This is a genomic window from Ruminococcus sp. CAG:379 (assembly GCF_000434255.1).
Taxonomy (GTDB): Bacteria; Bacillota; Clostridia; order Oscillospirales; family Ruminococcaceae; genus Ruminococcus_F; species Ruminococcus_F champanellensis.
Window position 1 is genome coordinate 20,547 of the sequence record NZ_FR894894.1, and the last position, 19,467, is coordinate 40,013.

At 56.6% G+C, this 19,467-nt stretch carries 20 protein-coding genes; 10 read left to right on the plus strand and 10 right to left on the minus strand.

The window, feature by feature from the left end; genetic code table 11:
* From QVO51_RS06300 to QVO51_RS06335, 9 genes are all read left to right on the plus strand, one after another.
* The coding region (locus QVO51_RS06300; protein WP_288167932.1) for a transglutaminase domain-containing protein at nucleotides 1-2,030 on the plus strand (2,030 nt) is incomplete at its 5' end.
* Between the two features lie 20 nt (nucleotides 2,031-2,050).
* A complete protein-coding gene (locus tag QVO51_RS06305; protein ID WP_288167933.1) occupies nucleotides 2,051-3,493 on the plus strand; it encodes an SH3 domain-containing protein in 1,443 nt (480 codons plus the stop codon).
* Entirely contained in the window at nucleotides 3,490-4,458 is a 969-nt protein-coding gene (gene prmA, locus QVO51_RS06310; RefSeq protein WP_022357687.1) for a 50S ribosomal protein L11 methyltransferase, read from the plus strand. Before QVO51_RS06305 ends, prmA begins: the two co-directional genes overlap by 4 nt.
* A gap of 117 nt (nucleotides 4,459-4,575) precedes the next feature.
* Nucleotides 4,576-5,592, plus strand: a complete 1,017-nt coding sequence (locus tag QVO51_RS10900; RefSeq protein WP_022357688.1) for a nitrilase-related carbon-nitrogen hydrolase — start codon at nucleotides 4,576-4,578, stop codon at nucleotides 5,590-5,592.
* Nucleotides 5,529-6,509 (plus strand): NAD(+) synthase, encoded by a 981-nt coding sequence (locus QVO51_RS10905; protein ID WP_369677903.1) that lies wholly within the window; start codon nucleotides 5,529-5,531, stop codon nucleotides 6,507-6,509. Before QVO51_RS10900 ends, QVO51_RS10905 begins: the two co-directional genes overlap by 64 nt.
* Nucleotides 6,510-6,543: 34 nt before the next feature.
* Nucleotides 6,544-7,203, plus strand: coding sequence for an orotate phosphoribosyltransferase (gene pyrE, locus QVO51_RS06320; protein WP_022357690.1), 660 nt, complete (start codon nucleotides 6,544-6,546; stop codon nucleotides 7,201-7,203).
* A gap of 92 nt (nucleotides 7,204-7,295) precedes the next feature.
* On the plus strand, nucleotides 7,296-8,249 hold the full coding sequence (locus QVO51_RS06325; RefSeq protein WP_022357691.1) for a GH25 family lysozyme: 954 nt from the start codon (nucleotides 7,296-7,298) through the stop codon (nucleotides 8,247-8,249).
* 9 nt (nucleotides 8,250-8,258) lie between these two features.
* Nucleotides 8,259-9,266: an RluA family pseudouridine synthase gene (locus QVO51_RS06330; RefSeq protein WP_022357692.1), complete on the plus strand. Its 1,008-nt coding sequence runs from the start codon at nucleotides 8,259-8,261 to the stop codon at nucleotides 9,264-9,266.
* Nucleotides 9,250-9,540: a hypothetical protein gene (locus QVO51_RS06335; RefSeq protein ID WP_022357693.1), complete on the plus strand. Its 291-nt coding sequence runs from the start codon at nucleotides 9,250-9,252 to the stop codon at nucleotides 9,538-9,540. Before QVO51_RS06330 ends, QVO51_RS06335 begins: the two co-directional genes overlap by 17 nt.
* 88 nt (nucleotides 9,541-9,628) lie before the next feature.
* Here QVO51_RS06335 and QVO51_RS06340 read toward each other — a convergent pair whose 3' ends face one another.
* The 3 genes from QVO51_RS06340 to QVO51_RS06350 form a co-directional block, all read right to left on the minus strand.
* Complete coding sequence (locus QVO51_RS06340) at nucleotides 9,629-10,555, minus strand: SufB/SufD family protein (protein WP_015557851.1); 927 nt, start codon at nucleotides 10,553-10,555, stop codon at nucleotides 9,629-9,631.
* The gene (locus QVO51_RS06345) at nucleotides 10,552-11,298 is read right to left on the minus strand and encodes an ABC transporter ATP-binding protein (protein WP_022357694.1); all 747 of its coding nucleotides are present in this window, start codon (nucleotides 11,296-11,298) and stop codon (nucleotides 10,552-10,554) included. Before QVO51_RS06345 ends, QVO51_RS06340 begins: the two co-directional genes overlap by 4 nt.
* Before the next feature lie 159 nt (nucleotides 11,299-11,457).
* Complete coding sequence (locus tag QVO51_RS06350; RefSeq protein ID WP_022357695.1) at nucleotides 11,458-12,738, minus strand: O-acetylhomoserine aminocarboxypropyltransferase/cysteine synthase family protein; 1,281 nt, start codon at nucleotides 12,736-12,738, stop codon at nucleotides 11,458-11,460.
* 178 nt (nucleotides 12,739-12,916) lie between these two features.
* On the opposite strand from QVO51_RS06350, the gene QVO51_RS06355 reads away from it, so the two are divergent.
* Entirely contained in the window at nucleotides 12,917-13,345 is a 429-nt protein-coding gene (locus tag QVO51_RS06355; protein WP_015557854.1) for an RrF2 family transcriptional regulator, read from the plus strand.
* A 64-nt stretch (nucleotides 13,346-13,409) separates the two neighbouring features.
* Here QVO51_RS06355 and tsaA read toward each other — a convergent pair whose 3' ends face one another.
* The 7 genes from tsaA to QVO51_RS06390 all read right to left on the minus strand — a co-directional run.
* A complete protein-coding gene (tsaA, locus tag QVO51_RS06360) occupies nucleotides 13,410-14,090 on the minus strand; it encodes a tRNA (N6-threonylcarbamoyladenosine(37)-N6)-methyltransferase TrmO (protein ID WP_022357696.1) in 681 nt (226 codons plus the stop codon).
* Between the two features lie 105 nt (nucleotides 14,091-14,195).
* Nucleotides 14,196-15,002, minus strand: a complete 807-nt coding sequence (locus QVO51_RS06365) for a Cof-type HAD-IIB family hydrolase (protein ID WP_022357697.1) — start codon at nucleotides 15,000-15,002, stop codon at nucleotides 14,196-14,198.
* 13 nt (nucleotides 15,003-15,015) lie between these two features.
* Nucleotides 15,016-16,644: a phosphoenolpyruvate--protein phosphotransferase gene (gene ptsP, locus QVO51_RS06370; protein WP_022357698.1), complete on the minus strand. Its 1,629-nt coding sequence runs from the start codon at nucleotides 16,642-16,644 to the stop codon at nucleotides 15,016-15,018.
* A 15-nt stretch (nucleotides 16,645-16,659) separates the two neighbouring features.
* Complete coding sequence (locus QVO51_RS06375; RefSeq protein WP_022357699.1) at nucleotides 16,660-16,917, minus strand: HPr family phosphocarrier protein; 258 nt, start codon at nucleotides 16,915-16,917, stop codon at nucleotides 16,660-16,662.
* Between the two features lie 127 nt (nucleotides 16,918-17,044).
* Nucleotides 17,045-17,500: a pyridoxamine 5'-phosphate oxidase family protein gene (locus QVO51_RS06380; protein ID WP_022357700.1), complete on the minus strand. Its 456-nt coding sequence runs from the start codon at nucleotides 17,498-17,500 to the stop codon at nucleotides 17,045-17,047.
* A gap of 2 nt (nucleotides 17,501-17,502) precedes the next feature.
* The gene (locus QVO51_RS06385) at nucleotides 17,503-18,546 is read right to left on the minus strand and encodes a tetratricopeptide repeat protein (protein ID WP_022357701.1); all 1,044 of its coding nucleotides are present in this window, start codon (nucleotides 18,544-18,546) and stop codon (nucleotides 17,503-17,505) included.
* An 18-nt stretch (nucleotides 18,547-18,564) separates the two neighbouring features.
* The coding region (locus tag QVO51_RS06390) for a hypothetical protein (protein ID WP_288167934.1) at nucleotides 18,565-19,467 on the minus strand (903 nt) is incomplete at its 5' end.

Below are 19,467 nucleotides of genomic sequence, written 5' to 3' on the forward strand. Positions count from 1 at the left end.
GGGGCTGGCTGATCTATCTGGCAGGGCTGTTTTTGTCCTTGTTTCTGATCTCCCAGCTGATTCAGCTGGTTGAGCCAAGTCAGCAGGTGGAGTTTTTCATCTGGGTGCTGACTCCCCAGTCCGTTCTGGACTTTTCCGGGCCATACACCCTGGTGATGTTCCTGCTGTTTGGCATTTTCATCGGCTTCTGCGTCCATTTCTTTACCCGGATCCAGTACAGGGTTCTGGTGACCTTTGTACTGATGATGTTCCCCTTCCTGCTGTTCGGCCGTGAAGGAGATCCTATGCCGGTATGGCTGATGCTCCTGCTGCCTGCAGCCTATTTTGCGGTGATGATCTATTGCCGGAACCGGCGACCCAGTTCGGATGCACCGAAGCCGGCGGAAATCTGCTCCGGTACCATCTTTCTGTGGATTGCTCTGGCGGCGGTGCTGATTTTGCCCAAGCCTGCGGTGCAGGCGGATCGGCAGCTGATCGAAAGCTTGCTGAATTTTGATTCTCTGACGGATTTCCTGATGGAACGCATCAATGAATTTACCGATTCCTCCCATGTGGATGGGTTCTATCAGAACAGCAGCAAGATCATGTTCTATGTACAGGCACCGGAGCCGCTGAATCTGAAATTCAAGACCTTCACTCTGTACGATCCCGCAACGGATACCTGGAAAGCAGGGAAGCAGGATCAAAAACCGGATGGTACCATATCGCCGGCAGAGGATCCGGTGAATGTGGATCCGGCTCTGCTGTCCAATGCGCTGCTGCATGTGCTGACTGCGGATCCTTCCATCGGGGCGCGATACGGGCTGGATCTGACGGGCTTTTCCGAACAGCCCCGCACCACTGCCCGTGCCTGCACGGTGTATGCGGAAAAGGCACAGTATAACTTCGGACTGACTCCTACCTACTGGAGTATCTGCTACGGCGCCAATAACAGCAGCGTGACCCGCAGCGGCGTGCTGTATGATAACAGTGTGATGCGCAGCTACCGGGTGCAGTACTACGGGCAGCAGGATCAGTTGACGGAGCTGGCAGTGTATCTGAACCGGACGCTGGATCAGGAGCAGTGGAAGCAATTGCTGCGGCATGCCTGGTTCGGGGCAAGTGACCTGCCCGCGGAGGAAAGAGAGGCGCTGAAGCGTGCCTACCGCATTGTCCGGTACAGCCGTCTGCTGACAGATGACTACATGGCTGCGGACGCACCGGAGATTCCGGAGGGGGTCAAGACCCTTGCCCAGTCCATCGTGGGGGATGCACAGAGCGACCTGGAAAAGGCACAGCTGCTGGAGCAGTACTTCTGGCACAACGGCTTTGTGTACGACAAAACCTATTACAAAAGTCCGGGGGAGAATGCGGAGACCTTTCTGACAAGCACCCGCCGGGGCATCTGCTTTGACTTTGCCACCTCCTATGTGCTGATGTGCCGGGCGGTGGGGATCCCTGCCCGGTATGTGGAAGGGTACTCCATGAACGAAACCGACCAGAAGGGCATGTTCGTGATCCGGGGAGATGATGCCCACGCCTTTGCGGAGGTGTATCTGACCGGCATTGGCTGGTACTCCATGGATCCTACCATTTCCGCCGGGGATACATCCGATGGGCTTCAGGTGGATAGCCTGGTGCGGTTCATCGGTCTGATGGTGCTGGGTGGCTTTGCGCTGGCAGTGCTGCTCTGGTGGCTGCTGCACAGACGCATTGCAGAGGCATGGTTCCGCTGGCGGGTATTCCGCACTGCGCCGGAGCAGGCAGCATCCCTGCTGATGGCACGGATCAAGAAACAGGCACAGCTTTCCGATGGCTGTACCGCAGAGGAGCTTTCACGGCAGCTGCAAGTGCAGTATCAGGCAGGCTGTGACAGAATCCTTGCCGCACTGGAGCAGTGCATCTACGCACAAAGACCCCTGGATGGGGCGGCGGTTCCGGGACTGTATGCAGAATACACCCTGGCACGGGATCGGATCACACAGGTACAAAGAGAAGCAAGAAAGAAAAGAAGAAAACGAAAAAAAGGGGACAGCATGGAATTGGCATAACTGAACCGAAAGTGGGGATTATGATGAACATACTCGGAAAGCGAATGACAGCAGCGGTGCTGGCGGCTATGATCATGATCACAGGCATATGCCGTCTGAGCATCCCGGTGCAGGCAGCATCCGGCGAATATAAAAGCTGGCTGCAGACAGACTCCCGTTGGGGAAGCATTCAGCTGGGTTCCAGTGGCGCAACCATGTCCAGAATTGGCTGCGCCGTCACATCCCTTGCGAAGCTGGTGGTACATTCCGGCTCTGCAACGGAGGAAACCTTTGACCCGGGTAAGCTGTGCAACTATTTGAGCAAAAACGGCGGTTTCGACAGCTCCGGCAATATTTACTGGACTGTAGTAACCGGACTTGTGCCGGAATTCCACTTCTGTGCATACACCAGTTTCAAGACCACCACGGAGGCTGAAAAAGTGGCGGAGCTTGAAAAATACATCCAGGATGGATACTACATGGCGGTGTCTGTGAAGAATCGTGGGCACTGGGTGGCAGTGGATTATGTCAAGGACGGGGAAGTGTATATCATGGATCCGGCAAGCAACGCAAAGACCAATCTGTTTGATTCCTACGACTGCGCCGGTGTGACCCAGATCCGCCTGTTCAAGGGGCTGAACCCTCCGCCTACCACCGGGAATGCACCGGTGGAGAGCTATTACAAAACCGGCAGATACACCACCAATACGGGGCTGAACTTCCGGGCGAACGCAGGCATCACCTATGAGATCCTGGCGGATATCCCCAAGGATACCCTGGTGACCGTGGAGGGTACCTCCGGTGCATGGGGTCGGATCACCTACAACGGCAAGGTGGGCTGGATCTGTCTGGAATACTGCACCTATGTGGAAGGGGATTACTCCTATCCCACGGGGCGGTATCGCTCCACCTCGGACAACGGCTTGTATGTGCGGGGCGGTGTGGGTTCCACCATCGGTGCCATCGGCATGCTGGCGTATCTGGAGGAAGTAGATATTCTGGAGGTGCAGGATGGCTGGGGCAGGCTGAACTATCAAGGCAAGACCGGCTGGGTATGTATGAAGTATATGGAGCCGGTGGCTGCCACTACCATCACGACCACGACCACAACCACAACCACAACTACCACCACGACGACAACAACTACAACTACAACCACCACGACAACCACCACCACGCCCCAGCCCACGACTACCAGCACCACCACAACCACACAGACCACAGTGCCCGTAACGACAGCGCCGGAGCAGACCACCACGACTACGATGGGTACGCTGATGCCCGGAGATCTGAATGGCAACGGACAGGTGGACGCTGTGGATACAGTGCTGCTGTATGCGTATCTGGCAGGAAATCTGGAGCTGAACAGCCGACAGCTGGAGGCTGCGGACGTGGATCGGGACGGCGAACTGACCTTGATGGATGTGGTGCTGATGCAGCGCATGCAGGACGGATTATATGATTGGAAGGATTATACGACATGAATTGGATCGAAATACAGATTATTACCGCCTCTGCCGGGGTGGATGCCCTTTGCGCCATGCTGACGGATCTGGGCATCAAGGGCTTTTCCATTGCGGATCCGGCGGATTTCCAGGAGTTTTTGCAGAACAAGGAAGGTAAGTGGGACTACATTGACCAGGATTTGCTGGGTATGGCGCAAGGGGATACAACAGTGACTGTGTACCTGCCGGACAATGCACAGGGGGCGGAGCAGCTGGTTGCCCTGCGGGCAATGCTGGCGCAGATCCACGCCCGGGACGATGCGCAACTGTTCGGTACCCTGGAGCTGACGTTGAAAAACGTCCGGGAGGAGGACTGGGCGAACAACTGGAAGCAGTATTTCAAGCCCTTCACTGTGGGAGAACGGCTCCTTATCAAGCCCTCCTGGGAAATGTGTGAAAACCCCTGGAACCGGGCAGTGCTGGAGATCGATCCTGCATCCAGCTTCGGTACAGGGCAGCATCACACCACCCGGCTCTGCCTGGAACTGCTGGAGCAGCTGATGCATCCGGGGGATCGTGTACTGGATCTGGGCTGCGGCAGTGGGATCCTGTCCATCGGGGCGCTGCTGCTGGGGGCATCCGGCGCTACCGCAGTGGATATCGAGGAAAATGCGGCAGCCACTGCAACGGAGAATGCCCGGAAGAACCACATTGACCCGACACTGTACCGGGTGTTCTGCGGCAATGTGCTGGAGGATGAAACGCTGTGTCGGGAGATCGGTGATGGCTATGATCTGATCTGTGCCAATATTGTGGCGGACGTGCTGATCGCCATGAAGCAGCTGTTCCGGCAATTTTTGCGGCCGGAGGGCTCATTGATCATGTCCGGCATCATCATGGAGCGTCGGGACGAGGTGTTGGATCAGCTGAAAAAAGCAGGCTTTGCCTTACTGGAGGTTCGGGAAAAGGAAGGCTGGGCGGCAGCATCCCTCCGCATTTCATAAAAGCATCGGGGACGGGGATTTCTCTCCGTCCCCTTGCATTTTATGTGGATTCAGGGTATAATAAATACATCTGAATCAAACTGATGGGATACCGTCAGAAGAAAGGGAGGTCAGGGCGTGAAGGACGGCTTTTTGAAAATCGCCTGCGCAACACCGGATGTGCATGTAGCAGACTGCGCTTACAACAGGGAGCAGATTGTCCGTATGATGCAGGAAGCGGCGCATGCCGGAGCGGCGCTGACGGTATTTCCGGAGCTTTGCATCACAGGTTATACCTGTCTGGATCTGTTTTTGCAGGACACCCTGCTGGAGGGGGCACTGGACGCTCTGTTTGACATTCTGAAGCAGACAGAGGAGCTGGATATGCTCGCAGTGATCGGACTGCCCATTGCAGTGGACGGGAAGCTGTACAACTGCGCTGCCGTATGCCAGAGCGGACAGATCCTGGGCATCGTGCCCAAGCTGAATATCCCCAATTACGGGGAATTCCAGGAGCTGCGCTATTTCACCCCCGGCAACCGGATGGTGCGGCATTGCAGCATCCACGGGCGCACCTGCCCCATGGGAGCGGATATGCGGTTTTCCTGCGTGGATATGCCAGAATTTTCTTTTGGCGTGGAAATTTGTGAGGATGTATGGGTGGGGGCAAGCCCCTCCGACCGGCTGGCTGCCCAGGGAGCGGTGCTGATCGTGAATCTGTCCGCCAGCGATGAAACCATTGGCAAGGCGGCGTACCGGAAGAAGATCATTGAAGCCAAGTCGGGCAGTCTGTTCTGTGCCTATGCCTATGCGGACGCAGGCATCGGAGAATCCACCACGGATATGGTGTTCGCCGGGCATAATCTGATCGCAGAAAGCGGCACCACTCTGGCGGAGGCAAAGCGCTTTGCCGGAGGCATTCTCTACGGGGATATTGACATACAGAAGCTGACGGCAGAGCGGCGGCGCACCAACACTTCCCACGGGGCGGAGGAGCCTGCCTTTGTGGTGGAGTATTTTGATTATCCCATCCGGGAGACCCGGCTGGAGCGGCAGTTCCCGGCAACGCCCTTTGTGCCGCAACGCCCTTTGTGCCCGCCGGGAAAAGCGAACTGGATGATCGGTGCGGCGAGATCCTGCAGATGCAGGCGGTAGGGCTTATGACCCGGCTGCGGCATATCCATTGCCAGGACGTGGTGATCGGTCTGTCCGGGGGATTGGATTCCACCCTGGCGCTGATCGTCACCGTTATGGCATATGACCGGCTGGGACTGCCCCATCATGGGATCCACGCCATTACCATGCCCTGCTTCGGCACTACAGACCGGACATATCGGAACGCCTGCGCTCTTGCAAAGGCATACGGGGCGGATCTCCGGGAGATCCCCATCCGGGACAGCGTGATGCAGCATTTTGCAGACATTGGTCACGATCCGGATTGCCACGATGTGACCTATGAAAACGGGCAGGCACGGGAGCGTACCCAGGTGCTGATGGATTTTGCCAACCAGTGCGGCGGCATCGTGATCGGCACCGGGGATCTGTCGGAGCTTGCGCTGGGCTGGGCGACTTATAACGGGGATCATATGAGCATGTACGGGGTCAACGCCTCCGTGCCCAAGACCCTGGTGCGCTATCTGGTTGCACACCGGGCGGAGCAGTCGGAGGAGGCGCTGCGCAGCGTACTGCTGGATGTGCTGGACACGCCGGTAAGCCCGGAGCTTCTGCCGCCGGAGGAAAACGGGGAGATCCGTCAGAAAACCGAGGATCTGGTGGGGCCCTATCTGCTGCATGACTTTTTCCTGTATCACATGGTGCGGTTCGGCATGTCCCCGAAGAAGATCTTCCGGATGGCGTGCATTGCCTTTGACGGGCAGTTTGCCCCGGATGTGATCTTAAAGTGGGAACGGAAGTTCTACTGGCGGTTTTTCAGTCAGCAGTTCAAGCGCTCCTGCCTGCCGGATGGGGTGAAGATCGGCAGCGTGACCCTTTCTCCCAGAGGAGACTGGCGGATGCCCAGCGATGCCTGTGCGGCGCAGTGGATCCGGCAGCTGGAACAGATTGTTGTATAATTTTGGGGCATCGCCCCATACATAGGAGGATATTATGACGTACAAGGAAAGCTTTATTAAATTCATGGTGGATTGCGGAGTATTGACCTTCGGAGAATTTACCCTCAAGAGTGGACGGGTTGCGCCCTATTTTGTGAATGCGGGCAATTACAACACCGGAGAGCACCTGGCAAAGCTGGGTGAATACTACGCTGCATGCATCCAGGAGAACAACATTCCGGTACAGACCCTGTTCGGCCCGGCGTATAAGGGCATTCCCCTGTCCGTATCTGCGGCAGTTGCCCTGTATCACAAGTATGGCAAGTCCGTGCATTACTGCTTTGACCGGAAGGAAGTCAAGGATCACGGAGAAGGCGGCATGTTCGTGGGTAAGCAGCTGGAAGCCGGGGAGCAGGTTGTCATCATCGAGGACGTAATGACCTCCGGCAAGGCTGTCCGGGAGGTATACCCCAAGCTGAAGGGTGCAGCGGACGTGAACATTACCGGCATGGTGATCACCGTGGATCGGATGGAACGGGGGCTGAACAGCGACAAGAGCGCTGTCCAGGAGGTCAAGGCAGAGTTCGGCATTGACGTGTACCCCATCGTGACCATGGCGGATATCATTGACGCCATTGCCAACGATATTGTGCCCGGCAAGGAATATCTGGACAAGATGCTTGCATATCGTGAACAGTACGGGGTATGTAAATAACCCGTTCGGTGTTTCAGGCAATATCGCACAGACTTGTGGGGTATTGCCTTTCTGTATCAGGCATACAAAGAGAAGAAGGATAGGAGCAAGCTATGGCGAAAACCCGTAAAAATTTTATCATCTGCATCCAGTCGGTGCTGATCCTGGGGCTGCTGTGCCTGGTGGCATTTCTGCTGATCCGCATGCGTCAGCAGGAGGAACCGGCGGTGCCAGCCAATGCAGGGATGGCGCAGAACAGCGTGCAGGAGGATATCTCTGTGATCCCAAAGGGGGAGATCGAGGTGGATTGGAACTATGAGCTGTCTGGCAAGAAAATTTTGCTGAGTGATGCTACATACGGACAGATCTACCTGCCGGTATATGATAACGTGCCTGCCTTTGCCCAGAACCGGGAGCAGATTGTGAACCGGAACGGCAGACGGTATTATGTCAGCGACGGACAGATCACTTCCGACATGGGCATTGACGTGTCCGCCCACCAGGGGGATATTGACTGGGACAAGGTGAAGGCGTCCGGCATCAATTTTGTGTTCATCCGCATTGGCTACCGCACCTACGGCGGCGGGGATATTATGGCGGACAGTATGTTCCGGCAGAACTACGAGGGCGCAAAGGCTGCCGGACTCCAGGTGGGGGTCTATTTCTTCTCCCAGGCCATCAGTGAGGAGGAGGCTGTACAGGAGGCAAACTTTGTGGTCAAGCAATTGCAGGGCTGCAAGCTGGAGTTGCCTGTGACCTACGACTGGGAGCTGATCTATGACGATACTGCCCGGACGGACAATGTGCCGGTGGACGTGCTGACGGACTGTTGTCTGGCATTTTCCGGGGTGGTGGAGCATGCAGGCTACGAGCCCATGATCTACCAGAACAAGCGTACATCCTTACTGAAGCTGGATCTGCCCCGGCTCCAGGGCATTTCCTTCTGGCTGGCGGAATACGGCAGCATCCCCACTTACTACTATGACTGCCAGTACTGGCAGTATAGCTGTAAGGGGAAGGTGCCGGGCATCGAAGGGGATGTGGATCTGAACATCCGGTTCTCATAAGGAGCCGCCATGCGACAGATTACCATTCAGCAAAACGATGCCGGACAGCGGCTGGACAAGTTCCTTGCCAAATCCATGCCTGCCCTGCCCAAAGGTCTTATGTGCAAATTCATCCGCACCAAGCATATCAAGCGGAACGGCAAGCGCTGCGCCATTTCCGACCGGTTGGAGCCGGGGGATGTGCTGACTTTTTTCATCAGTGATGATTTTTTTCCGGAGCATGCCCCACAGCAGACTCCGGACTTTCTCAAAGCCCCTGCGAAGCTGGACGTGGTGTATGAGGATACGCAGGTGCTGATTCTCAACAAGCCGGTGGGACTGGTGGTGCATGCGGACAATGGAGGCACGGAGGATACCTTGATCCACCGGATGCTGCATCATCTGTACCAGGCAGGCACCTATGACCCTGCCGGGGAGCAGTCCTTTACGCCGGCTTTGTGCAACCGACTGGATCGGAACACGGGAGGGCTGGTGATCGGGGCAAAGACCGCCGCTGCTTTACGGGATATAAACGAGCTGATCCGCAGTCGTCAGCTGTGCAAGCAGTATTTGTGCGTTACGGCGGCACTGCCTCCCAGGCAGCAGGATCGGGTGCAGGCATACCACCGGAAGCAGCCTGCCGGAAACCTGGTGGAGATCCGGGATGCACCGGCGGAGGGCTTTGCGCCCATTGATACGGAATACCGGGTGCTGGCGCAGGAGCAGGGACTGGGTCTGGTACTGGTGACTCTGCATACGGGCAGGACGCACCAGATCCGTGCCCATCTTGCCCATCTGGGAGCGCCCCTGCTGGGGGATAACAAGTATGGAAGCGTCCGGGCAAATCGGCGGTACCGGGTGTTCACCCAGCAGCTTTGGGCGTGGCGGCTGGGCTTTCCGGAACTGGATGGTGCATTGGCACCTCTTAGCGGCAGGATCGTGACCGCCCCGGAGGTTCCTTTCGTTTCCGTTTATTTCCCGGGCGTGCAGTTGCCGGGACGACATGATTGCGAGGTATCAAATGGAATTCTTGATTGAGCTTTTGGTTTCTGTGGTATTTGAAGGGATTGCGGAGGCTGCATTTAGCCCGAAGTTGACCCCATGGGTGCGGTATCCGGCAATTGTGCTGATTTTCGGAGGACTTGGCTTACTCGGAGTTGCGGGAATTGCCATGATCGTAGCCGGGGACAGTGTTTTTTACATATGCGGAGGTTTACTGATACTGGGGCTGGATGTATTTTTAATTCTGAAAGGGAGTCAGAAAATAAAAAAGGTGCGGTGTCAGCAACAGGGGCAGCCAAAGGAATCGTAGGCAATACCGGACAAAGCCCTGTGCAGTGTTATCATAATAAAAAACAGTCCGGGGAGCATTGCTTCCCGGACTGTTTTGCGTTAAGATGTTATTTCAGGAACCCGTTGATGATCTGTTCTTCTGCTTCCTTTTCGGTCAGTCCCAGAGTCATCAGCTTCATCAGCTGTTCTCCGGCGATCTTGCCGATGGCGGCTTCGTGGATCAGGGATGCGTCCACATGATTGGCAGTCAGCTGGGGGCTTGCCAGTACGCAGCCGTGATCCATGATTATGGCGTCACATTCCGTATGGCCGCTGCAAGGGGCATTGCCGTTGAGTCGGCTGGTGTATTCCTGCCTGCTGTTTTCCTTGGCAACGCTGCGGCTGACGATGTTGCAGCTGCTGCCTGCTCCGTTCAGATCTGCATCAAACTCTGCAATGGCGTGCTGATCCCCGGTGGTCATGATCTTGTCGTGAATCACCAGGCTGGAGCCCTCCGCCAGATCCGCAGTGGTTTTCCGCAGCGTGTCGTCAATGCCGGCAATCTGCGTGGTTTCCATCTCCATCCGGGCATTCCTGTTCAGATGCACAATGGTAGTGGGGTTCATGAACCGCTTGCCTCTGCCTTCTCCTTCGCCGTAGTGCTTTTCCACATAGCGCACCTTGCTGTTTTCCCCCACAAAGAAGGTGTGGATGCCGTCGTGCTGACTGTCGCCGGAGCCGCAGTTGTGGATGCCGCAGCCGGCAATGATGGTCACGTCACAGTTTTCGCCGATGAAGAAATCGTTGTACACATTGTCCTTCAGTCCGCTTTCGCTGATGATAACCGGAATATGTACACTTTCATTCACGGTGCCGGGCTTGATGATAATGTCGATGCCGGGTTTGTCCGTTTTGGTCACAATGTCAATGTGCGCTGTGGTATTCCGGGCAGCACTTGCACCGTTGGCACGGATGTTGTATGCCCCCACCGGCAGCGCATCCAGCTCGGCTACCTGGTGCAGCAGCTCCTTTTCGTATGTGTTCAGTTCCTTCATGCCACCGGCACCTCCTTTTTCCCGTCTGCCAGCTTGTCCGTCAGTACCTTGCAGGTGCTGCTGTCCTGATTTTTCAGAAGCTGGGGCAGAATCTGATCCTTTGCGCCGTATGCGGCAACGGAACCATCCTTGATGTAGAGGATCTTGTCCGCCATGTTCAGGATCCGCTCCTGGTGGCTGATGATGAGGATGCTGCCCCGGATCTTCTCGTACATTTTCTCGAATACGTGGATCAGATTCTGGAAGCTCCACAGGTCAATGCCTGCCTCCGGCTCATCGAAAATGGACAGCTTAGTGCCCCGTGCCAGTACCATGGCAATCTCGATCCGCTTTAATTCGCCGCCGGACAGGGTACTGTTCAGCTCCCGGTTCATGTAATCCCGGGCGCACAGTCCCACCTCGCTGAGGACGCTGCACGCCTCCGTGACGGTGGTGTCCTTTTTGCTTGCCAGCTTCAGCAGATCCTGCACCCGCAGTCCCTTGAACCGTACCGGCTGCTGAAAAGCGTAGCTGATGCCCAGATTTGCCCGGTCGCTGATGGACATGCCGGTAATATCCGTGCCGTCAAAGAGGATCCTGCCGCTGGTGGGCTGGTCGATGCCCATAATGATCTTGGCGAGGGTGGATTTGCCGCCGCCGTTGGGCCCGGTGACTGCAACAAAGCGATCCTCCAGAGTCAGACTGATGTCCCGGAGAATCTGCTTGCCCTCTGCCTCGAAACAGACGTTCTGTAATTCAAGCATATTTTTGCTCCTTGCTGGTATCATTTTCGGGTCTTATCGGACCCATACCTTTATATTATACCGAAAATCCCATGTGAAATCAATCCCCCGGGGGATATTATTTTTGCAAAACAAAAACGGAGCATGCAGATCTGCATGCTCCGTTGAAGGGTTGTGTGTTTAGCGTACTGCAGCAAAGCCCTGTTCCAGGTCTGCCAGAATATCCTGGATATGCTCCGTGCCGATGGACAGCCGGATGGTGTTGGGCTTGATGCCGCTTGCCAGCAGCTCCTCCTCCGACAGCTGGGAGTGGGTGGTGGAGGCAGGGTGGATCACCAGGGACTTTACATCTGCCACATTTGCCAACAGGGAGAACAACTGCAGGCTTTCTGTAAAGCGCTTTGCTTCCTCTGCGCCTCCCTTGATTTCAAAGGTGAAGATGGGAGCTGCGCCCTTAGGGAAGTACTTATCGTACAGCTCCTTGGCGTGACCGGTGGCAAGGGAAGGGTGGTTGACCCGTTCAACCTGGGGGTGCTTGGACAGATAGTCCACCACCTTCAGGGCGTTTTCCACATGCCGTTCTACCCGCAGGGACAGGGTCTCCAGACCCTGGAGCAGCAGGAAGGAGTTGAAGGGGGAGATGGTGGCACCCTGATCCCGCAGCAAGGTGGTGCGGATCTTCATGATGTAGGCAATGTTGCCGCATGCCTGGGAGAATACCACTCCGTGATAGGAGGGGTTGGGGGCAGTCAGTCCCGGGAACTTGTCATTCTGTGTCCAGTCAAACTTACCGGAATCCACAATGACACCGCCCATTACCGTGCCGTGACCACCGATGAACTTGGTGGCGGAATGCACCACCACATCTGCACCGTGCTCGATGGGACGCAGCAGATAGGGGGTTGCAAAGGTGCTGTCCACGATCAGAGGAATGCCGTGCTTGTGGGCAACTGCACTGATGGCTTCCAGATCGATCACGTCAGAATTGGGGTTGCCCAGGGTCTCAGCGTAGATCAGCTTGGTCTTGTCCGTGATGGCTGCTTCAAAGTTCGCCGGATCAGAAGGATCCACAAAGGTGGTGGTAATGCCCTGTTCCCGCAGAGTGTTTGCCAGCAGGTTGTAGGTGCCGCCGTACAGGTTGTGGGATGCGACTACATGATCCCCGGCAAGGGCAATGTTCTGGATGGCGTAGGTAATGGCTGCGGAGCCGGTGGCAACTGCCAGAGCCGCTGCGCCGCCTTCCAGAGCAGCAATCCGCTGTTCAAATACATCGGAGGTAGGGTTCATCAGACGGGTGTAGATATTGCCCCCTTCGGTCAGACCAAATCTGCCTGCCGCCTGGGCACTGTCCTTGAATACATAGGACGTGGTGGCGTAGATGGGCACTGCCCGGGCATCCGTAGCCGGATCCGGCTTCTCCTGTCCTGCGTGTACCTGCAATGTTTCAAACTGATAACTCATAACATTCCTTCCTTTCATTTACCCGGTAGGTTTATATGTTGATTGTATTATAGCAGAACATTTCCTGCTTGTCAAGGGGTTTTCAGAAAAAAGAGTTGAAATTCTATTTTTCCTGTGGTATAATAGGTTTATAAGATCAAAAGCAGTCATGACCGGCTGAACAAAGGAGGTGGGAATTATGATGATCTCCACGAAGGGACGGTATGCCCTGCGGGTGATGATCGATCTGGCGGAGCACAACAGCGGCGGATATGTACCTTTGGCGGATATTGCCGAGCGGCAGGAGATCTCGGAGAAATATCTGGAAAGCATTGTGTCCATGCTCAGCAAAAAAGGGCTGGTGGATGCACTCCGGGGCAAGGGAGGCGGCTATCGGCTGAACCGTGCGCCGGATCAGTACACGGTAGCGGATATTCTGTATGTAACCGAGGGCTCCATGGCACCGGTGGCATGTCTGGAGCCGGGCGCAAAGACCTGTGACCGGGCTGCATACTGCCGGACGCTGGATATGTGGAAGAGGCTGTATGAGCTGATTACCCAGTTCTTCTCCGGGATTACCATTGCGGACCTGATCGCAGACAAATCCGGCGGGGATTTTGTCATATAACACCATCGCCCGATCTGATGCCAGATCGGGCGATATTTTATGGGCAGCCGCCAGTGGGCATCGCTTATGATTCACCCAAAGGCTCCACACTCCGAACCGTCAGCTGATTCTCCGTCACCGTGAACCGCAGGTCGAATCCGGCAAAGGCAACTCCGTAGATCCGATCCGGATCCTCAGAATAGCCCGGCCGGGGATCCTGCTGTAAAATGCCCACTGCCGCATCCCGCTTGTCTGCCGGCAGCTGTTCCAGCAATGCCGCCGGAAAGTGAACCTTTAGCTGATGGGTTGCAGTTTGCCGGGTATAGCCCTGGCTTGCGTCCGTCCGGCAGTCCGCCAGGGGAATGTAAGGCTTTACATCGTAAACCGGGGTGCCATCCATCATATCAATGCCGGAAACGTGCAGCACAGCTTGTCCGCCCTCAAAGCTGACCCCCTGCAGCCGGACGCAGGACAGCCCCAGGCTGTTGGGCCGGAAGGGGGAACGGGTGGCGAATACTCCCATGCGCTGGTTGCCTCCCAGCCGGGGCGGCCGCACAGTGGGAGACCAGTCCCCTTGCTTCCTGGCGGCGGAGAACTCCCAGATCAGCCAGATGTGGGAGAACTGCTCCAGTCCCCGGAATGCCTCCGGCTTGCTGTAGGCAGGCAGAAATACTACCTGCCCCTCCAGCGCCTCCACCAGGCCGCTTTGACGGGGCAGTCCGAATTTGGTGGGAAAGTCCGTGTGAATGTATGCGATGGGTTCCATGTAATGCCTCCGGTGTTGTCCTTTATGTTGTCTTTTAGTATACCACAAAAATCGTGGCTTGTCACTGGTTTTAGGCAACATCGCACAGCTTTGTGCGGTGCTGCCCTATATTCCAAGCAGCCGGGCAATGCGCAGCGCCACATGCTGGTCATTGGACACGGTGAGATGCCGGGCTGCACGCTTTGCTTCCGGCATGGCGTTGGCAACCGCAAAGGAGTTCGGGGTCAGCTCCAGCATGGAAACATCGTTGCCGGAATCCCCGATGGTCAGTACCTGTTCCGGCAGCAGCTTGAGCCGGAGCAGCAATGCCCGGATGCCGGTGGCTTTGTGAATGCCCCGGGCGGTGACCTCCAGGCAGTTTTCCGCAGAGACGCAAAGCTGAAATGTGCCGTCATCCAGTGCCTGATGCAGCCGGGTTTCCTGGGCAGCATCCCGGCAGAAGAACACTGCCTTTTCCACCTGCACATCTTCGGCAAGGCAAAAGGCTTGTGCATCCTCCACCTGTCGGCATGCACCGATGGCATCCTCCAACAGGGCACGATCCTGCCGCTGTTCCAGTGCCCCATGCTCCAGCAGCACCCCCTCCGGTGTATACAGCAGCACGGCGGCTCCCTGCTGTTTGCCAATGCGAAGAAGTCGGTCTGCATGCTCCCGGGAGAGCGGATGCCGGAACAGAGCTTTGCCCTCCGGCAACTGTGTGACGCAGGCACCGCTGAGGGTGATCAGATACCGGATGCCGGGAAACTGCTGTAGCGCCTGGGGGATTTGTTCCCGGTTCCTGCCGCTGGTGGGCACAAAGCAATAGCCCTTGTCCGTCATCCGGCGGATGGCATCCAGGTTTTCCGGACTGAGCCTGCCCTGGCTGTCCAGCAGGGTGCCGTCCAGATCGCATGCGATTAGCTTGATTTCCATATTGCCTCCTCAGTTATTGCCTTAGATCCATACTGCGGATCTTTTCCCGGATGGGCAGGATCTGTGCCGGGGATACGGACAGTTCATCCACGCCCATTCGCAGGAATCGCTCCGTCAGTGCCGGATCCGCCCCCAGTTCGCCGCAGATGCCCGCCCAGATGCCTGCCTTGTGGGCATTTCGGATCACCTGATGGATCAGTCGCAGCACCGCCTCGTGATGGGGCTGATAAAAAGCCTCCAGGGAGGGGTTCTGCCGATCGATGGCAAGGGCGTACTGGGTCAGATCGTTGGTGCCGATGCTGAAGAAATCTACCATAGGTGCCAGAATATCGCTGATGACCGCAGCGGCAGGGGTCTCGATCATGATGCCGGTTTCCATGTGTTCCCGAAAGGGGATCTCCTGCTGACGCAGCTCCTGCCTGGCAAGCTCCACCTGTTTCTGGATATGCCGGATTTCCTCTGGGCTGGTAATCATAGGGAACATGATGGACAGATCCCCATATACCCCTGCCCGGTACAGGGCACGCAGCTGGGTACGGAACAGCTCCGGTTCCGACAGACAGATCCGGATGGCTCGATACCCCAGCGCCGGATTTTCCTCCCTGGGCAGATGAAAATAATCAATCTGCTTGTCCGCCCCGATGTCCATGGTGCGGATGATAACGGGCTTTCCTGCCAGTTTCTCCGCTGCTTCCCGGTATGCCCGGAACTGCTCCTCCTCCGTGGGCATGTGGTCGTTCTGCAAATAAAGAAATTCGCTGCGGAACAGACCGATACCCCCGGCATCGTTTTGCAGGGCAGCGCTGATGTCATCCAGCCCCCCAATGTTGGCGTAAAGCCGGATGCTCCTGCCGTCCCGGGTGGTGTTGGACTTGCCCCGGAGCGACTGCCACAGCCGGTGTTTTTCCTCTTCCTGCTGCTTTTTCCGGGTGTATGCGGCAATGGCTTCTGCATCCGGATCGATGCACACTGTCCCGGTGAATCCATCCACAATGGCGGTTTTCCCCTCCATGGAAGGATCCAGCTGACCCAGCCCCACCACCGCCGGGATCGCCATGGTGCGTGCCAGAATGGCAGTGTGGGAGTTCTCCGAGCCACGGAGGGTGAGAAACGCCAGGATCTTTTCCTTGTCCAGCTGGACTGTTTCACTGGGGGTCAGATCCTCCGCCACCAGGATCACCGGCTCCCGGGTCAGCAGGGATTCCTCGTTTCCGCCGTTGAGGCAGCGGATCAGCCGGTTGGAGATATCCACCACATCCGCCGCCCGTGCCTGCATGTACTCATCGGTCATGGTGGAGAACATCTGAGAGAAGGAGTCGGAGGTGCGCAGCACGGCGTATTCTGCATTCACTCGCTGGGTGTGGATAATGTGGCTGACGCTGCTGCAATAGTCCTCATCCTCCAGCATCATCCGGTGGATCTCAAAGATCTGGGCGTGGATTTCCCCCACCTCCCGCAGTGCCTTTTCGTGGAGTGCATCCAGCTCCTGTGCTGCCTGCTGCCTTGCCCGGTCAAATCGCTGCTGCTCCGCCTCCGGATCCGTTATGGTTTTCCGGCTGATGGTGTCGTTGTCCTTTTTGTAAAAGTACAGCTTCCCCATGGTGACGGCACCGCAGACCCCCTTGCCCTGTATTTTGTTCATGTCCATCCCTCCGGCTTACAGATTTGCTTTGAGAAAGGCTTCTACCCCGGCAGCAGCCTCTGCTTCGTCCGATCCCTCCACGGTCACTGTTACCGGATCCCCCTGCTTGACCCCCAGTCCCATCAGAGCAAACAGCTTCTTGGCGCTGGCGGTTTTGTCCCCCTTGGTCAGGGTGATCTCGCTTTCGTATGCCTTTGCAGCCTGCACCAACTGCCCGGCAGGTCTTGCGTGGATGCCGTTCTCGTCCGTAATGGTATACACAAACTGTTTCATAAACTGCTCCCTTCCGCCGCACTGCGGCTGCGGCTTCTGCCGCTCTGGTAGCAGTATGGGCTGCTTTTTGGGAAACATACTTCCGGACGCAAAAAAGCCGGAGGATGAAGTTCCTCCGGCTTTCGCCTTATTTTTTGCATTTGCCCGTAATACCCGTCACATCGATCCGCCAGATGCCCGTGCGGGACAGGCTTTGCGCAATGGCGGCATCGAACCGGGACATATTCTCCGGGGTATACTTTTCACAGATCGCCCGAAGTGCCCGGATCTTTTCCGCATCATCCGTAACCTCCTGGGCTGTGCCGGTGAGAATGGCTGAGGTATACCGGGTGGTGAATTTGTCATGCACCGGCTCCGCCATACCCACGCAACTGACACACACTGCCGGATGCTTCCGCAGCGCCTTCAGCTTCAGTCCCTCCTGGGCACAGTGAAAGTACAGGGTTTCTCCGATCCGTGCAATGGAAAGGGGCACACAGTAGGGCTCACCTTCCGGCAGAAGCATGGAAACCGTGCCGAAGCAGCATGCGTCCACTGCCTGCCAGGCAGAATCCCTGTCCATCTGTCGGTCTGTTCGCCGCATGCTCATGCCTGCTTGCCTTCCTCCGGTGCCATGGCAGTCCGGATGGCGTCAATCTGCTTCTTGATTTCCGGATCCCGGGTCAAGTCGTAGGCAATGGAGTAGAAGTATGCCCCCAGCTGCATCTGTTCGTCCTGTACGGCGGTTTTCGCCAGCACCAGTGCCAGCCGGATCAGTTCCTCATTGGGGCCGGCAGGCAGCTCGTACTTTTCAAATACCGCCAGAACCTGTTTCCGGGTGGGCGGTTCAATGTTATGCCCCATCAGCCCTCGCAGATTTACAAGCTCTGCCTGTACTCCCGGGTGGTTGTTGTAAACCAGGCTTTCATAGAAGAAGCATACCGCTGCATCGTAATCATGCACCGCAATGGCGTAGAATCCAAGGTCTGCATAGATCCGGGACATGGCGTAGGTGCTGTTGGCGATGGGGAACAATTCCCTGATTACAGCCAGCAGCTTTTCCGGTTCCTTTTTCAGCTTGTAGACCTCCGCCAGTTCAAAGCGCACATCGCAGCTTACCGGGTTGAACCGGATGCCCTGCTCCAGCGCTTCGATTGCATCGTCCAGCTTTCTCAGCTCCACCAGGGCGTAGCCGTACAGCGTACAGTACATGGCGAAATCATAGGGGGCACGTTCAATATTGGACTGCCCCGGATAGAGCATCCGGTACAGGTGGTACTCAAAGGGATTCCGGAAGCTGAAATAATGCAGCTTGCTTTCCTTGCCGAAGCCCTCCTCGCATTTTGCAGTCAAGGCACGCAGTGCCACTGCTGCCTCCTGGTATTTTTCCTGGTTGAGCAGCTCCCGTGCCTCATGGAACAGCTCATCCAGCCGCTTGCCGTTCAGGGTGGTAGCGGTCATGAACTGATCCTGCTGTTCCTTGGGCAGCAGGCTGAATGCCAGCTCTGTAATGCGTTTTGCCAGTTCCTCGCCGTTTGGCTCGTGGGCATAGCGGCGCACCTGTCCCTCCAGGTAGGGAATGTCGGTTTTCAGATCTCCGGTCAGATTGGCGTTGCAGATCGCCAGAGCTTCTTGGATTGTGGTTGCCATCGTGTTTCGTCCTTCCGTTTAACCCCGCTTCATGCGGTTGCCTTCTGTGGTGTCAAAGCCCCGTGCCTTCAGCTGTTTTTCAAATTCTGCGTTGATTTTATCCAGCTTCTTCTGCCGCTTTGCCTCCGCCTTGGTCATGGGTGCAGCCGGCTTGGGCGGCTCTGCGGGCTTGGGCGTAGCCTTGGGTGCAGGCTTCTGCTTGGGGGGAGCCTTGTATTCTACAAAGTTTATCGCAACCTTGTCGTCATCCTGCTTTTTCTTGGTGACTGTTTCACCCATGGCGCTGAGCATATCCTCTACGCTGCTGATGACAGGAGGTGTGGCGTTGCCGTTTTCCATATCAAAGGCGGAACGCTTGTTTGCATTCTGATTGGAGATTGCCTGCTGGAACACGTTTCCTCCATTTGCCCCATACGAGGGGGGCGGTGTCTGCTGTACGGGAGGCAGGCTGTATACCGGCTGGGTAATGGGAATAGGCTGACCATAGTTGTCGAATTCTTGGTATACCGGCTGTCCCTGGGCACTGTAGCCCACAAAGATCGGGTTGGGCTTGACAGGTGCCGTGGGCTGTGCCGGTGTGGGGGCATCCGCCTGAACCGGGGCAGTGGCAGCGAATTTCTGCTGCATGCTTGCCAGAACATCGTCGATGTTGTCCACCACCTGTGCAGGGGGCGGCGCAATGGCTTCCTCCGGTGCAGGCTCCGGCATAACAGGCTGAACTGGAACAGGTGCCGCGCAGACTCCGGCATAACAGGCTGCACCGGAACCGGTGCCGGACTGGGTGCAACTGCAACCGGCTCTACGGGAATGGGCGCAGACTCCGGCATAACAGGCTGCACCGGAACCGGTGCCGGACTGGGTGCAACTGCAACCGGCTCTACGGGAATGGGAGCAGACTCCGGCATAACAGGCTGCACCGGA

Bases quoted from the DNA above. Each gene is read 5' to 3' on its own strand.
- QVO51_RS06305 (WP_288167933.1), top strand. From the start codon at position 2,051: ATGATGAACATACTCGGAAAGCGAATGACAGCAGCGGTGCTGGCGGCT.
- prmA (WP_022357687.1), top strand. From the start codon at position 3,490: ATGAATTGGATCGAAATACAGATTATTACCGCCTCTGCCGGGGTGGAT.
- pyrE (WP_022357690.1), top strand. From the start codon at position 6,544: ATGACGTACAAGGAAAGCTTTATTAAATTCATGGTGGATTGCGGAGTA.
- QVO51_RS06325 (WP_022357691.1), top strand. From the start codon at position 7,296: ATGGCGAAAACCCGTAAAAATTTTATCATCTGCATCCAGTCGGTGCTG.
- QVO51_RS06330 (WP_022357692.1), top strand. From the start codon at position 8,259: ATGCGACAGATTACCATTCAGCAAAACGATGCCGGACAGCGGCTGGAC.
- QVO51_RS06335 (WP_022357693.1), top strand. From the start codon at position 9,250: ATGGAATTCTTGATTGAGCTTTTGGTTTCTGTGGTATTTGAAGGGATT.
- QVO51_RS06340 (WP_015557851.1), bottom strand. From the start codon at position 10,555: ATGAAGGAACTGAACACATACGAAAAGGAGCTGCTGCACCAGGTAGCC.
- QVO51_RS06345 (WP_022357694.1), bottom strand. From the start codon at position 11,298: ATGCTTGAATTACAGAACGTCTGTTTCGAGGCAGAGGGCAAGCAGATT.
- QVO51_RS06350 (WP_022357695.1), bottom strand. From the start codon at position 12,738: ATGAGTTATCAGTTTGAAACATTGCAGGTACACGCAGGACAGGAGAAG.
- QVO51_RS06355 (WP_015557854.1), top strand. From the start codon at position 12,917: ATGATGATCTCCACGAAGGGACGGTATGCCCTGCGGGTGATGATCGAT.
- tsaA (WP_022357696.1), bottom strand. From the start codon at position 14,090: ATGGAACCCATCGCATACATTCACACGGACTTTCCCACCAAATTCGGA.
- QVO51_RS06365 (WP_022357697.1), bottom strand. From the start codon at position 15,002: ATGGAAATCAAGCTAATCGCATGCGATCTGGACGGCACCCTGCTGGAC.
- ptsP (WP_022357698.1), bottom strand. From the start codon at position 16,644: ATGAACAAAATACAGGGCAAGGGGGTCTGCGGTGCCGTCACCATGGGG.
- QVO51_RS06375 (WP_022357699.1), bottom strand. From the start codon at position 16,917: ATGAAACAGTTTGTGTATACCATTACGGACGAGAACGGCATCCACGCA.
- QVO51_RS06380 (WP_022357700.1), bottom strand. From the start codon at position 17,500: ATGCGGCGAACAGACCGACAGATGGACAGGGATTCTGCCTGGCAGGCA.
- QVO51_RS06385 (WP_022357701.1), bottom strand. From the start codon at position 18,546: ATGGCAACCACAATCCAAGAAGCTCTGGCGATCTGCAACGCCAATCTG.